The organism is Paraplanobispora takensis (assembly GCF_016863195.1).
GTDB classification, from domain to species: domain Bacteria; phylum Actinomycetota; class Actinomycetes; order Streptosporangiales; family Streptosporangiaceae; genus Planobispora; species Planobispora takensis.
The window spans coordinates 13,469-27,348 of the sequence record NZ_BOOK01000086.1 but is presented as its reverse complement, the minus strand read 5'-3'; the positions used below and the strand labels follow the sequence as shown (position 1 = coordinate 27,348).

The 13,880-nt window shown below is 70.9% G+C and carries 10 protein-coding genes; 2 read left to right on the top strand and 8 right to left on the bottom strand.

The window, feature by feature from the left end; genetic code table 11:
* The first annotated feature begins 238 nt into the window (after nucleotides 1-238).
* Both Pta02_RS39370 and Pta02_RS39365 read left to right on the top strand, forming a co-directional pair.
* On the top strand, nucleotides 239-1,414 hold the full coding sequence (locus Pta02_RS39370) for an AI-2E family transporter (RefSeq protein ID WP_203880145.1): 1,176 nt from the start codon (nucleotides 239-241) through the stop codon (nucleotides 1,412-1,414).
* 39 nt (nucleotides 1,415-1,453) lie between these two features.
* Entirely contained in the window at nucleotides 1,454-2,149 is a 696-nt protein-coding gene (locus Pta02_RS39365) for a helix-turn-helix domain-containing protein (RefSeq protein WP_203880144.1), read from the top strand.
* Between the two features lie 25 nt (nucleotides 2,150-2,174).
* Here Pta02_RS39365 and Pta02_RS42140 read toward each other — a convergent pair whose 3' ends face one another.
* The 8 genes from Pta02_RS42140 to Pta02_RS39325 form a co-directional block, all read right to left on the bottom strand.
* On the bottom strand, nucleotides 2,175-4,187 hold the full coding sequence (locus Pta02_RS42140; RefSeq protein ID WP_275423658.1) for an AMP-binding protein: 2,013 nt from the start codon (nucleotides 4,185-4,187) through the stop codon (nucleotides 2,175-2,177).
* Nucleotides 4,184-4,768 carry an AMP-binding protein gene (locus tag Pta02_RS42135; protein WP_275423657.1) on the bottom strand — a complete coding sequence of 195 codons (585 nt, stop codon included), beginning with the start codon at nucleotides 4,766-4,768 and terminating at the stop codon, nucleotides 4,184-4,186. The genes Pta02_RS42140 and Pta02_RS42135 overlap by 4 nt, the downstream gene beginning before the upstream one ends.
* 54 nt (nucleotides 4,769-4,822) lie before the next feature.
* On the bottom strand, nucleotides 4,823-5,671 hold the full coding sequence (locus tag Pta02_RS39350) for a PhzF family phenazine biosynthesis protein (RefSeq protein ID WP_203880143.1): 849 nt from the start codon (nucleotides 5,669-5,671) through the stop codon (nucleotides 4,823-4,825).
* A gap of 69 nt (nucleotides 5,672-5,740) precedes the next feature.
* Entirely contained in the window at nucleotides 5,741-7,129 is a 1,389-nt protein-coding gene (locus Pta02_RS39345) for a hypothetical protein (protein ID WP_203880142.1), read from the bottom strand.
* A 170-nt stretch (nucleotides 7,130-7,299) separates the two neighbouring features.
* Nucleotides 7,300-9,342, bottom strand: a complete 2,043-nt coding sequence (locus tag Pta02_RS39340) for a carbohydrate binding domain-containing protein (RefSeq protein ID WP_239131574.1) — start codon at nucleotides 9,340-9,342, stop codon at nucleotides 7,300-7,302.
* A gap of 105 nt (nucleotides 9,343-9,447) precedes the next feature.
* On the bottom strand, nucleotides 9,448-10,890 hold the full coding sequence (locus Pta02_RS39335) for a carbohydrate-binding protein (protein ID WP_203880141.1): 1,443 nt from the start codon (nucleotides 10,888-10,890) through the stop codon (nucleotides 9,448-9,450).
* Between the two features lie 38 nt (nucleotides 10,891-10,928).
* Nucleotides 10,929-12,551: a chitinase gene (locus tag Pta02_RS39330; RefSeq protein ID WP_203880140.1), complete on the bottom strand. Its 1,623-nt coding sequence runs from the start codon at nucleotides 12,549-12,551 to the stop codon at nucleotides 10,929-10,931.
* Nucleotides 12,552-13,067: 516 nt separating this feature from the next.
* Complete coding sequence (locus tag Pta02_RS39325) at nucleotides 13,068-13,739, bottom strand: nitroreductase family protein (RefSeq protein WP_203880139.1); 672 nt, start codon at nucleotides 13,737-13,739, stop codon at nucleotides 13,068-13,070.
* Between the last annotated feature and the right edge of the window lie 141 nt (nucleotides 13,740-13,880).

The following is a 13,880-nucleotide window of genomic DNA, read 5'->3' as shown; positions in this document are numbered from 1 at the left end:
CCGCCCCGTCTCCGGAGCAACCCTTCTAACTTACTCAACCATCAGGTCCTTGTCAAACCTGATTCCTCCGAGACGTTACCGTCTCAGTGTGGAAGAGTGATCAGAGGGAGTGCCCGATGCCTTGGCGATCACCATCGGCCTCCTCGGGCCTGTGAACTCTATGGAGGAGCACCCGATGCGTCAAATCGGTGGCCCGCCGGAGACGATCGTCCTCCTCTTCCCGGGGTAGGTGGCCACCATGAATGGTCAGAGAGCCGTACCGAGAGCCCTGATCGTGCTGCTCGGCGTCGCGGGCGCAGTGATCACCCTGGCCGGGATCAGAGAGGTGAGCTCGATCCTCGGCCCGTTCGTCCTCGCACTGGTCCTCGTCGTCGCCGTCGCCCCGGTCAGGGGCGTGCTCCGCCGGCGCGGTGCTCCGTACTGGCTGCTCGTGGCGGTCCCTCTCACCATCGTCCTGCTCGTCCTGCTCGGCATGGCGGCGATCCTGAGCGTCTCCGTCGCCCAGTTGGCGGGGCTCGCCCCGACCTACTCCTCGCAGTTCGGCGACCTCGTCGCCGAGGCGCAGAGACTCGCGGCGGGATGGGGGGTCGGCACCGAGCAGATCAACCAGACCATCAGGTCGTTCGATCCCGGCAAGATCTTCCCCCTCCTCCAGGGCTTCGCCTCGGGCCTGCTCGGCGTGTTCTCCGGAATAGTCCTGATCGTCGTCCTGGTGCTCTCCCTGTGCCTGGACGCCGAGCCCTTCTCCCGGATCCTGTCCTCCAGCTCCGGGCACCGGCCGAGGCTGGTCGAGGCGCTCAGCACCTTCGCCCACAACACCCGTCGCTATCTGGTCGTCTCCACGGTCTTCGGCGTCATCTGCGCCGCGCTGGACGCCGCCGCCCTCTGGTTGATCGGCGTCCCCCTCCCCCTGCTCTGGGGCGTGCTGGCACTGATCACCAACTACATCCCCAACCTGGGCTTCATCATCGGGCTCGTCCCACCGGCGTTGCTGGCCCTGTTGCAGGGCGGGGTCAAGAGCATGATCCTGGTGATCGGCGCCTACATGCTGATCAACTTCGTGGTCCAGTCGCTCATCCAGCCGAAGTTCCTCGGCGACGCGGTCGGCCTGTCCACGACCGTGACGTTCCTCTCCCTGATCCTGTGGGCGTTCGTGCTCGGCCCGCTGGGCGCGCTCCTGGCCATCCCGCTCAGCCTGCTCACCCGCGCGTTGCTGATCGACAGCGATCCCAACGCCGGATGGGCCGCGACGCTCATCTCCGGGAAGGCCCCGCCGGAGAACGGGCACGACACACCGCGGACGCCCGGTGACCGCGCGCCCGCCGAGCAGCCGTCCGGAGACCATGCGGCGGACCACACCGCGGACCATACGACGGACCACGCGGCCGGCACGGCCGTCCGGCCCGCCCCGTGACCACGCCGCGCTGTCGGTCCCTCCCCGTAACCTGAAGACGTGTACCGCGAGTGGACTCCCGACCCGGCACTGGCCGGGCGGGTGGCCTGCCTGTGGACGAGCGAGGCGACGACCGCCAGGACCCAGCTGGTCGTCCCGGACGGCTGCGTCGATCTGATCTGGTCCCCCGGCGGGCCGCATGTGGCCGGCCCCGACACCGGGCCGATGTCGGTGCCCATCTCCCCCGGCGACCGCTACGCCGGGGTCCGCTTCCGGCCGGGCGCGGTGGGCGAGGTGTTCGGGGTTCCGGTGGAGGCCCTGCGCGACCAGCGGGTGCCGCTGTCCGACCTCGGCGGGCTGCCCGGTCTTCCCCTCGACGCCGAGCCCCCCGGCGGGATGACCGCCGAGATCCTGCAGAGGGCGCTGGCCGTACGGCTGCGCGCGGCGCCCGGACCCGACCCGGCCGCGCCGGCGATCGCGGAGGCGCTGCGGGCCGGGCGGAGCGTCGGGGAGGTGGCCTGGGACCTCGGCCTGGGCGAGCGGCAGTTGCACCGGCGGTGCGTGCGGGCGTTCGGATACGGTCCCAAGGTGCTGCAGCGGGTCGTGCGCTTCCAGCGGGCGCTGCGGCTGGCCGGCACCGGCCTCAGACTGGCCGAGGTGGCTCTGGCCAGCGGTTACGCCGACCAGGCGCACATGTCCAACGAGGTGAGACGGCTCGCCGGGGTGTCCCTGAGCCGGCTTCTCGACCGGCCGTAGGGAACCGGCCGTAGGGCCTGCGGCCTCAGGCCAGCCGGCCGTACGCCTTGAGGGTCTTCAGCCGTTCCACCGTGAGGAAGCCGCCCCACTCGTGCCGCACGATCGGCGTCCACATCGGGAAGTTGGGCTCCCACCCGCCCTCGGAGGTCTGCTGGTCGATCAGCGCGTCGAGGTGCCGTTGCAGGATCTCCTCGGGGAAGAGCGGCAGCTCACCGGGCTCGGGCGCGAAGTCGAGCGGGAAGTGCGCCTCTCCCGGGGTGTCCGGGTCGAGGGCCACGGTGGCCAGGATCGCCTCGCGGAGCCGTACGAACTGCTCGTGGGCCCGGTCCCGGTCGGGGACGCGCTGCAGGAAGTTGACGATCGCCCGCGCGGAGTACGCCTGGAGCTCGGTCGTCTTCTCGATCTCGGCCCAGGTGAACTCGGTGGCCGGGCCCAGCCAGGGGTGGACGATCTTGTGCTTGTGCAGGAGCCCGGCGATCGAGGCGGTGGGAATCAGGTGGCCGGGCGGGTCGTCGGGCGTCTCCCACCAGGGGGCTCGCGGGGTCTCGCGGACGCTCGGCGTCACGAACGGCACTCCCCCGTCCGCGGTGGTGATCGTCATCAGATAGTCGCAGGCCCGGAGCACCATCGGGTCGTCGAAGGCGTCCAGTTCGTCGAGGGTCCACAAGGCCACCTCGACCGGCTCGGGCTGGCTCCCGGCTCCGCGGAGGTCGGGTTCGAGCGCGTTGCCGAACCCGCCGTCGGCGTTCTGGTAGGCGCGCAGCACGGCCAGCACCCGGTCCGGGGACCCGCCGCGGATCAGTCTCTCGTAGCGCAACCGGTCGATCAGGCGGGCGTTGAGCAGCATGTAGCGCCCGGCCGCGGCGAGCGCGTCAGCGGTCAGAGTCTTCATGGTCACGACCGTACGGCCCGGCCCGTCGCGGTGTCTTGCAGGAATCGGACGCCGCGCGGCGGACCGTCCCGCGAAGCCGGTCTGCGGGGTCAGGAGACGCTCGCGGCCGAACTCGGCGAACCGCTCGCGGAGGGCGGCCCGTGCCTCGCCGGTCAGCGGGACGAAGGTCATGTCCCGGGACGGGCTCCACCACACCGGGTCGGCGCACTCCCAGCGCCCCCGCCGCAGTCCTGCCTTGTCCACCTTGTTGGTGGCGGTCAGCGGCATCCGCGCGGTGAGCCGTACGAACACGGGCGCCCACTTGCCGCCGAGGTCGGGCTGGGCACGCAGGAAGGCGGTGAAGGCGGCCGGGTCGAAGGGGCCGTCGAGTTCGAGGGCGGCCATGACCTGATCGCCGGTGCGCGGGTCGGGTACGGCGTACACCGCGCACATGACGGTCCCCGGGAACCGGGACAGGATGCGCTCGACCGGGGCGGCGGCGAAGTTCTCGCTGTCCACCCGGAGCCAGTCGGCGTCCCGGCCGGCGAAGTAGAAGTAGCCCTCCGCGTCGCGGTAGCCGAGGTCGCCGCTCCAGTACCAGCCGCCGCGCAGACGCCGGGCGCCGGCCTCGGGGTTGGCGTAGTACCCCTCGAACGCGGCGGCGTCCCGGCGGACGATCTCGCCGATGGCCTCGTGCCCGTTGAGCAGCCCGCCGCCGTCGCCGAACCGGGCGCGCGGGCACTCGCGACCGGTCTCGGGATCGTGCACGGCGACGTCCACCCCCTCCGGGGGCACGCCGAGCGCGTCGGCCGGGGTCCCGGGGACCTTGTTGATCGAGATGACGCCTTCCGAGGAGCCGTACCCCTCGATGATCGAGGTCCCGAACCGGCGCCCGAACTCGGCCATGTCCCGCGCGGAGGCCTCGGTGCCGAACGCGGCCCGCAGGGGGTTGGCGGCGTCGTCCGGACGCTCGGGAGTGGCGAGGATGTAGGCGAGCGCGCGGCCGACGTAGTTGAAGTAGGTGACGCCGTAACGGCGCACGTCGGGCAGGAACCCCGAGGCGCTGAAGCGCCTGCGCATCGCGACCGCCGCCCCCGCGCGGGTGGCCATCGCCAGGTTCGCCATGACCGCGTTCCCGTGGAAGAGCGGCATCGCCAGATAGGTCACGCTGTCCCGCCCGATCCCGAACCGCCCGCCCCGCCCCGCCCCGCGATGGCGGCCAGCCGCCCCTGTCCGCAGACCACGGCCTTCGGCGCCCCCGTGGACCCCGATGTGAACAACAGCAACAGCGGATCCCCCTCCTCCGCCTCGGGCAACTCCTGCGCGCCGGTACGGCGGGCGAGGAGGTCGCGGTAGCCGGGGGTGTCCACGCGCAGGACGCGCTCCGGGGGAATCCCGGTCCTCAGGCCGTCGAGCAGGCCGCACCCGGTGGAGTCGGTCACGATGAAGCGGCAGTCGGTGTGGCGGACGTCCCCGGCCAGTTCCTCTCCCCGCCTGGTCGGGTTGATCCCGACCACCGCCGCTCCCGACAGGGCCGCGGCGAAGATCCACAGGACGTACTCCGGCACGTTCTCCAGCAGCACCCCGATGTGGAACGGCCGCCCCGGCTCGCGGAGGCCGAGCGCCAGGGCGGCCCGGCGCTCGGCCTCGCCGACCAGTCGCGACCAGGTGTAGCTCTCGTCCTCGAACAGCAACCCCACGTGCTCGTCACCGGCCCGGGCCCGGACCAGGTCCGCGAATGTCACCACATCCGGATCTTGAGCAAGTGCTTGGTTGAAGTCAAGGTCCCGCCGCGCTCGGGGTCAGGGCCTCGTCATCGCCACGGCCCCGCCGCCGACCCGGGTCCGCCCGTCCTCCTCGGCGATCGATCCCTTCAGCTCGCTCGGCCGTCCCATGTCCACACCCTGGATGATCGTGAACTCCCGCACATCCGAGCCCAGCACCCGCAGATAGCCGCCGAACGCCGCGGCCGCCGAACCCGTCGCCGGGTCCTCGACCACCCCGCCGGGCGGGAACGGGTTTCGCGAGTGGTAGCGCCCGTCGTGCTCGCGCCAGAACAGGTTCACCGTCGTCCAGCCGCGGCGGGTCATCACCGACTTCAGCGCGTCGAAGTCGTAGTGCAGGTCCGCCAGCCGCGCCCGGGTCGCGACGGCGATCATGGGGTGGTCGTTCCCGGCGAACGCGACGTGCGGCGGGAACTCCTTGTCGAGGTCGTCACGGGACCAGCCGAGCGCGGCGAGCGTCTCGTCCAGCGCGTCCTCCTCCATGGGGGCCGAACGCGTGGGCACACTGGTGAGCGTGGCGCGCAGCGTGTCGCCGTCGACCTCGGTGTCCACGACGATCTCACCGGCGTTGGCGGTGAAGGCCAGCCGCCCCACCCCCATCCGCTCCGCCAGGACCACGGCCGTGGCGATCGTGGCGTGCCCGCAGAAGTCCACCTCCGCCGAGGGGGCGAAGTAGCGGACCCGGAAGGCGCGGGCCGCGGTGTCCTGCGACGTCAGGAAGGCCGTCTCGGAGTAACCGACCTCGGCGGCGACGGCGAGCATCTCGGCGTCGGACATCCCGGTGGCGTCCAGGACGACCCCGGCGGGGTTGCCCCCCTCGGGGTCATGAGTGAAGGCGGTGTAGCGCAGGACTTCCACTTTTTTCATCACATTTCGGAACCTAGCAGCCCACCGCCGGGAGGTCCTGACCCTTCCGCAGCCGGGGCCCGCCTCGCTTCAGGCGGATGCGGGGACCGGCCTGCCCGGGGGCCCGCCCGGTTCCTCCGCCGCGGCCCGGGAGACGCGGCGCTCCCAGGGCAGGGCGAGGGCGAGGATCGGCAGCAGCACGACCGAGGCCCGGGACCAGTCGCGGTGCAGGTACCACCAGGTCGTGGTGTCGAACTGGGTCATGTAGAGATAGCCGTATCCCGCCCACAGGGAGACGCCGATGATGGCCGGCCAGGCGAAGCGGGTGGGGCGGGCGACCAGGAACGGCATGAACCACAGCAGGTACTGCGAGCCGAGCCGGGGAGTGGTGATCATGAAGGCCACCAGCATGGCCGTGGTGACGTCCACCGGGTCGGCACGGCGCCAGAAGAAGGCGACCAGCAGCAGCGTGACGTAGATCAGGCGGGTGCCGAAGGTGGTGAGGTCGGGGCGGAGCGCCCAGTCGCCGCCGGTGAACCACGGGGTGTAGCCCCACTCGCCGACGATCGGGCGGATGTCCCCGATCGTGCGCAGAGCCTGGATGATCTCCCCCAGGGAGGCGTTCAGGAAGATCGGCTCGGTGACGACGAAGAAGACCGGCGCGATGCCGGTGGCCACGAACGCGACCGCGCGGGTGCGGACGGTGGGCAGCAGCAGGAGCATCCCGGGGATCAGCCAGATCGGCCAGCTCTTGGCGCACAGGGCCAGTCCCATCAGCAGACCGGCGAACAGCGCCCGGCGCATCGTCTCCCGTTCGCCCTCGTGCGGGGCGAGCGCCCGCGACAGCGTGGGAAGCGCCCTGGCTCCCAGGTGCCGTACGGCGCCGCCGAACCCGAGAGCCGAGACCGTCGAGCGCACCAGCGCGACCGGGTCGTTGCGCAGGCCGGGACGGTCGGGGTCGCCGGGGCCGCGGGCCACCACGAAGGCGGCCACGCCGAAGACCAGCGCGACCGGCTCGACCTGGCCGTGGATCGAGGCGACGAGGACCGCCAGGGGGCTGCAGGCGTACTGGAAGGCGCGCAGGTTGGCGGTGGTCCCTCCGGCGAGCTTGCCCACCAGCACGATGAGGACGATGTCGGCGACCACCGTCACCAGACGTCCGCTCCACTCCCACGGGATGCCCAGCCAGAGCAGCATGCCGTACACGTACGGGATCATCGGCAGGAAGTGCCAGCCGCCCTCGCTGCCGATGACGGGGTCCTGCCCCCGCAGCACCGCCTCGCCGGCGGGTTTGAAGCTCTCGACGAAGTCGACCGGCTGCCACTCGCTCAGGGCCGCGAAGAGCATGATGAGCACCCGGAAGCCGATCCCGACCGCGAGGACGACGGGAAGCGACGGGCGCCACCCCCTCCACTGCGCGACCAGAGCGAGCACGACACCTGTGACGAGGAGAAACCCCGTGGGGATTGCGTAGTCCATGACGGTGACCAGCCTGCCGGAAGTCCGGAGTGAACAACCACTCGAACGCCGAAACGAGACCTCTCTCCCAGCTTCGACGACGCTTCGCAGTCGTTCTCGTCACGGAAGGTGACGACCTGAGACGGACCTCGCCGCCGGGAGTCCGTCTCTCCCGGCGGCGAGGGGTCCCTCTAACCGAGCCCGTTGAGGTAGGCCCGGTGGCTGCGGGAGAACTCGAACCCGTTGTACTTGTCCCAGTTGATCGACCAGGTCATCAGGCCGCGCAGGTTCGGGTAGACCCCCTTCGGCTTGTACGGCCCGCAGTTCGTCCCCTTGGCCAGGCAGTCGAAGGCCTTTTGCACCTCGGCCACCGTGGTGAAGCCGTTGCCGGCCCAGGGCGCGGCGGGCAGGCCGATGGCGACCTGCTCCTGGCGCAGGGCGGGGAAGACGTTGTTCGGGTTGCCCATGATCGGGAAGCCGGCGAGCAGCATGTCGGTCATGGCCACGTGGAAGTCGTGCGTGCCCATGGTGTGGTACTGGTTGTCCAGGCCCGTGATCGGGCCGGAGTTGTAGTCCTGGACGTGCAGCAGGGTCAGGTCGTCGCGCATGGCGTGGATGACCGGAAGATAGGCGGCGGACCTGCGGTCGGCGGCGCCGTTCGGGCCCGGGCCGTAGAACTGGTAGCCCAGCTGCACGAAGAACGTCTCCGGGGCCATGGTCAGCACGAACTTCGCGCCGTACTTCGCCTTGAGCGCCTTCAGCGCGGCGATCAGGTTGACGATCACCGGCGTGGTCGGGTTCGCCAGGTTGGTGTCGCCGTTGTCGAGATAGAGCGAGTGGCCCTCGAAGTCGATGTCCAGCCCGTCGAGGCCGTACTTGTCGATGATCGCACTCACCGAGCTGACGAACGTGTCACGCGCGGCGGCGGTGGTGAGCTGGACCTGGCCGTTCTGGCCGCCGATCGAGATCAGCACCTTCTTGCCCGCGGCCTGCTTGGCCCGGATGGCGGCGATGAACTCGGCCTCGGACTCGACGTTGGGGCACTCGGCGGCCGGGCACTGCCGGAAGCGGATGTCCCCGGAGGTCACCGAGGTGGGCTCGCCGAAGGAGAGGTTGACGACGTCCCACTCGTTCGGCACGTCGGCCATCCGGACGTATCCGGAGCCGTTGGCGAAGGAGGCGTGCAGATAGCCGATCAGGAGCCGGTTGCGCGGGGGCGGGGTGCCCTCGGTCCGCACGGTGGCGGTGTTGGAGCCGCCGGACTCGACGCCGCTCGTGTGGAAGGCCTTGACCTGGTAGGTGTAGCTGCCGGCGGCCGGGGTGACGTCGGTGTGGGAGGTGCCCGTCACCGTCGCGACCTTGGCGCCGCCGCGGTAGAGGTTGTAGCCGGTCGCCGTCGGCGAGGCGGTCCACTTCAGCGCGACGCTCAGGCCGGTGGCGGTCCCGGTCAGGCCGGTCGGCGCGGGCGGGGGCGGGGGCTGGTCGTTGCCGACCGTCACCGGGACCGCGGTGGACCGGGAGGACTCCCCGGCCGCGTTGGTCGCGGTCACCTGGTACTGGTGGCTGCCGGGCGGCGGGTTCTCGCTGTAGGTCGTGCCGGTGACCGCGCCGACCTTGGTCCCGCCGCGGTAGACGTTGTAGCCGGTCGCGCCCTCGACCGCGTTCCAGCGCAGCGTGGCGGTGGTGACGCCGCCGGTGCCGGTCAGGCCGGTCGGCGCGGGCGGGGCCTGCCCCTCGCCGGGCGGGCCGTCCAGGACGACGTCGTCGGCCTGGTAGGCGCCCTGGCCGTACCAGCCGTTGACGTAGATCGTCACCGTTCTCGTCGACGGGCCGGTGGTGAAGGTCTGCGTCAGCCGGGTGTAGGCCGACGGCGAGGAGGCCCAGGTGCTCACGTCCGTGGTCCCGGTGCCCGCGGCGCCGAGGAAGACGTAGCCGCCGCGCACCCACGCCGACAGCGAGTACGACGAGCCGGGCTTGACGGCGACGACCTGCTGGCAGCGCGCGGTGTCGGAACCGGCAGGGGTGGCCTGCAGCGCCTTGGACCCGGTGTGCACCGGCGAGGAGACCGCCGCCGCGCCCGAGGACGCCGAGCAGCTCCACCCGGTCAGGCCGTCCTCGAAGCCGGAGTTGGCGGCGATGTCGGCGGCGTGCGCGGGCGTGGCGGAGAGCATCGCGCCGCCCACGGCCAGCACGGCCACCGTCGCGAGCCGCGCCCGCACTGATCGTTGCTTCATTACCTGCCTCACGAGGCTGAGTGGGGGTGTGTCGGGGGATGTGGGGGGTGTCGTGAACAGGGGTGCGGCCCGCGCCCCGGGGCCGTGGGGCGCGGGCCGTACCGGCTAGAAGCCGGCGGTGATCTTGGTGAACTCCCAGTCGGCCTGGGCGATGCCGCTGCAGTTGGAGGTCACGCCGCCGCCCGGGCAGGGACGGTCGCGGTTGACCGCCCAGTAGGCCAGGCGGGTCAGGCCCTTGGACTTGGCCCAGTTCGTGATCTGCTGCCAGGTCGCCGGGGAGGTCAGCTCCTGCTGGTCGGACAGGCCGTTCATGCCGGAGATGCCCATGCGGGCGTAGGCCTGCGCGTCGGTGTAGCCGTAGGCGGACTTCAGCGCGTTCTTCAGGCCCTCGGAGGCGTTGACGGTGTCGGTGTACATGTTCGAGCCGCCGAAGTCGAACGGCATGATCGTGAAGTTGTCGATCGGCACGTTCAGCGCCTTGGCCTGGTTGATCAGGCGGATGCCGTGGGAGTTCGGGCCGGTCTTGGTGGTGCCGAAGGTCACCACGACCTTGACGTTCGGGTTGTTCGCCTTGACGATCTTCAGGCCGTTGAGGATGCGGTCCTGGACCGTGTAGTTCTCGAACTCGTCGGTGTTCTCGATGTCGAAGTCGACGACCGCCGGTCCGACGGCGTTGATGACCTGCTGCACGGCGCCGGCGAAGGCCTGCGGGGTGGAGCAGTTCGGGCCGAGCTTGTTGCCCTGCCAGCCGCCGAAGGAGATCTGCACGTTGCCGCCCGCGGCCTTGATCTGCGAGATCGCCTGCGCGTCGGCGCCGCCGGTCAGCGGCCGGTTGCCGTCCCAGGCCGGGGTGCAGCCGCCGCTGGAGAGGATGAACGCCATGGTGAAGGACTTGATCCCGGTGGCGTTCATGACGGTCGCCGGGCTCGGCGGGTTGCCCCAGCCCATGTAGAGGTACGGCGCGCCGGCCATCTTGCCGGGCGGGTCGGGGTTGGTGCAGCCGCCGGTGGTGCCGGTGACCTGGCTGCTGGCGACCGACTCACCCTGGGCGTTGTAGGCCTTGACGGTGTAGGTGTGGGTCGTGCAGGTCCCCAGCGAGCCGATCGTGGCGCTGGTGCCGGTGACCTGGGCGCGCTGGGTGCCGCCCTCGTAGACGCGATAGCCGGTCACGGTGCCGGAGGAGGCGCCCCACGCCAGGGAGATCGAGGAGTTGGTGGTGCCGGTGACCGACGGGGCGCCGGGCTGGCCGGGCGTGCCGGGCGGGTTCGTGGGGCCGCCGGTGGCGACCTTCCACAGGGCCGGGACGTTCGGCGGCTCCCAGCCGGGCAGGGAGGTGTGGGCCTGGATGGCCTGGTAGTCGACGCCGTTGTAGCTCACCTGCGCGCCCACGGCGTAGGAGGTGTACGGCTGCCAGGCGGGGGCGGCGAGGACGACGGCCGCCCGGGGCGCGGCGGCGTCGGCGGTGGCGACGGTGGCGGTGGCGAGCCCGGCCGAGGCCATCGCCAGGGTGGCGAGGACGGCCAGTGCCGCGCGGGGGGTTCTTCTCATGGGCGTTCCCAGGGAGCGGGGGGTTCTCATGGGCCTTCCTAGGGGAGCGTGGCGAGGTGGGGCTTGACGGTCTTGGAGAAGTTCCAGTTGTTGGAGGCGTCCCAGTTGATCGACCAGGTCATCGCTCCGCGGATCCCGGGGTAGGTGCGCGGCGGCACGAAGCTGCCGCAGTTCGTCCCCTTGGCCAGGCAGGTCAGCGCCTGGTTCACCACGGAGGGGGCGACGATGCCGCCGCCGGCCGCGCCGGGCCCGGCGGGCAGGCCGAGGGCCACCTGGTCGGGGCGCAGGCCGTTCTCCAGCTGGATGCAGGCCAGGGCGGTCAGGAAGTTGACCGTCCCCTGGGAGTAGGCCGCCATCTGGTCGCAGCCGAGCATCGAGCCGGAGTTGTAGAACTGGGTGTGGACGACGGTGAGGATGTCCTTGATGCTCAGCGCGAGCTTGAAGTACTCCGCGCCGGTGGACTGCATGTCGATGGTCTGCGGGGCCATGGTGATGATCAGGTTCGCGCCCGCCTTGGTGCGCAGCGCCCGCAGCGCCTGGGCCATGTAGGTGGCGTTGAGGCCGTTCTCCAGGTCGATGTCCACGCCCTCGAAGCCGTACTGCTGCATCAGCCCGTAGACGGTGTCGGCGAACTTCGTCGCCGCCGTGGCGCTGGCCACCTGCACGCGGCCCAGCTCTCCGCCGACCGAGAGGATGACCTTCTGGCCGCGCGCCTTCAGGGTCGCGACGTCGGCCTTGAACTGGGCGTCGGTGTAGCCGCCGAGAGCGGCCGACAGGCCCGGGTCCACGCCGAAGACGACCTCGCCGGGGGTGCTCGTGGCCTCGCCGAAGGAGACCGCGACCAGGTCGTACTCCGCCGGCACCGCCGACAGCCGCAGCTCGACGGCGGCGTTGTCGAAGTTGTGCCAGTAGCCGGTGAGGAAGTGCTTGGGCAGCGGGCTCTGCGGGCAGCCGGTGGTGGTGGCACCCGCCGGGTCGCTGGCCGGGGACTCGCCCTGGGCGTTGTAGGCCTTGATCGTGTAGGTGTGCGACTCGCAGTCGCCCAGCCCGGAGATCGTGGCGCTGGTCCCGGTCACCGTGGCCTTCACCGCGGTGCCCTCGTAGACGCGGTAACCGGTGACGGTCCCGCTGGAGGCGCCCCAGGACAGCGCGATGCTCTTGGATCCTCCGGTCGCGCCGGGAGTGCCGGGCTTACCGGGCAGCGTGGGGTCGGTCGGGCCGTCGCCGCCGCCGCAGGCGGCGCCGTTGAGCTTGCAGTTCGCCGGTACGGCGGCCGCCCCGCCCGGTGAGCCGAGGAAGCCGAAGCTCACCGACGCGCCGGGGGCCAGGGTGCCGTTCCAGCCGACGTTGGAGAAGGTGAAGTGCTGGCCGCTGCGGGTCAGGGTGGCGTCCCAGAAGGAGCCGACGTTCACCCCTGAGGGGAGGTCGAACTCGACCTTCCAGGAGTTGATCGTGGAGGCGGTCCCGTTCTTGATCGTGTACCTGCCCTCGAAGCCCGAGCCCCAGTCGCCGACCTTGGTGAAGGTGGCGGTGGCCGAGGCGGCCGAGGCGGCCTGGGTGACCTGGGCGGACTGAGTGGCCTGGGCGGGCGGCGCGGCCACCATGGCCGCGAGGAGCGCCGCCAGGGCGACGAGGGGGCTGGAGATGACGCGAAGTTTCACGTTGACCTCGTTGAACTGTGGTGGGGGGTGGCCGTACGGCTTGCGCCCGGCGGGGATGCTCCTCGGGGAGTGCGAGGAGGACGCGACGCAAGCCGTACGGCGGGGAGGGCACGCTCCCGCGGTGCAGGAGATCGGGAGGTGCCCGGGATCAGCGTGACGGCCGCGGGATGCTTGCAGGAGCCGTCAGATCGAGTAAAGGGGCGGTGCGTCGCATGCGGACTCCCGCGAAAGGGAGAAAAGGGAATTGTTGGACATCCGGCCGGGCGGACGCCGGGCAGCGACGGCTCTCGTCGTCGAGTCTCCGCAGCTCAAGCTCTTGTCTGGGGGGTTCGAACGGGTCACGATCACTCCCATTCGGGCTTTCTTTTAGGAAAGTTTCCTAAGAGTTGACGTGATCGTAGCCTTGACAGAGCACTCTCAACAAGGCCCAAAAACCCGTGACTTTCGGGGATCGGGCGCAAGTCGCGCCTCACCTGGGAGGCGACCTCCCAGGTGTGCGCGAACGGGGCGGGGCGTCTAGCCGATCACCTCGGAGAACGGCTTGCGCGTCAGGTCGGGGACCTCCGCGTCATCGGCGGCGTAGCCGACCGGGAAGAGGATGTAGGGCCGCTCGTTGCCCGGCCGGCCGCAGATCTCGCTCAGGAACGCCATCGGGTTGGGCGTGTGGGTGAGCGTGGACAGGCCCATCGCGTGCAGGGCGGCGATGAGGAAGCCGCAGGCGATGCCGACGCTCTCGTTGACGTAGTAGTGCTTGACCCGGGTGCCGTCGGGGCGCACGCCGTACTTCTCGGCGAAGCACACCACCAGCCACGGTGCCGTCTCCAGGTACTCCTTGCCGGGCCCGGTCTCCAGCGGCGCCAGCGCCTCGCGCCACTCTGGGGTCAGCCGCCCGCCCTCGTAGTTCTGCCGCTCCTCGACCTCGGCGGCCTGCCTGATCCGCCGCCTCGTCTCCGGATCGCCGATGACCACGAACTTCCACGGCTGCTGGTGCGCCCCGGACGGCGCGGTGTTCGCCGTCCGGATCGCCAGTTCCACGCACTCGCGCGGCACCGGCTCGCCGCTGAAGAAGCGCACGCTGCGGCGCCGGTCCATGTGCTCGTAGAACTCCCTGCCCCTGGCGATCATCTCCGGCTCGGGATACCGGACCGGCCGGTACGGGACGAACGGGTGGGAGTGCTGCCGTGCCATGGTGACCTCCGTAGCTGCCCGCCGTTCAGGAACATCCTGGATCGGGTGGCGGATATGCAGGCGTAGTGTGGATCTCACCGGCAAACCGGGCAACACCCCCGCCGCTCCACTGTCAGATCGTCAGTGTCGAGCGTGACCTGT

Bases quoted from the DNA above. Each gene is read 5' to 3' on its own strand.
- Pta02_RS39345 (WP_203880142.1), bottom strand. From the start codon at position 7,129: ATGGACTACGCAATCCCCACGGGGTTTCTCCTCGTCACAGGTGTCGTG.
- Pta02_RS39350 (WP_203880143.1), bottom strand. From the start codon at position 5,671: ATGAAAAAAGTGGAAGTCCTGCGCTACACCGCCTTCACTCATGACCCC.
- Pta02_RS39335 (WP_203880141.1), bottom strand. From the start codon at position 10,890: ATGAGAAGAACCCCCCGCGCGGCACTGGCCGTCCTCGCCACCCTGGCG.
- Pta02_RS39370 (WP_203880145.1), top strand. From the start codon at position 239: ATGAATGGTCAGAGAGCCGTACCGAGAGCCCTGATCGTGCTGCTCGGC.
- Pta02_RS39340 (WP_239131574.1), bottom strand. From the start codon at position 9,342: ATGAAGCAACGATCAGTGCGGGCGCGGCTCGCGACGGTGGCCGTGCTG.
- Pta02_RS39325 (WP_203880139.1), bottom strand. From the start codon at position 13,739: ATGGCACGGCAGCACTCCCACCCGTTCGTCCCGTACCGGCCGGTCCGG.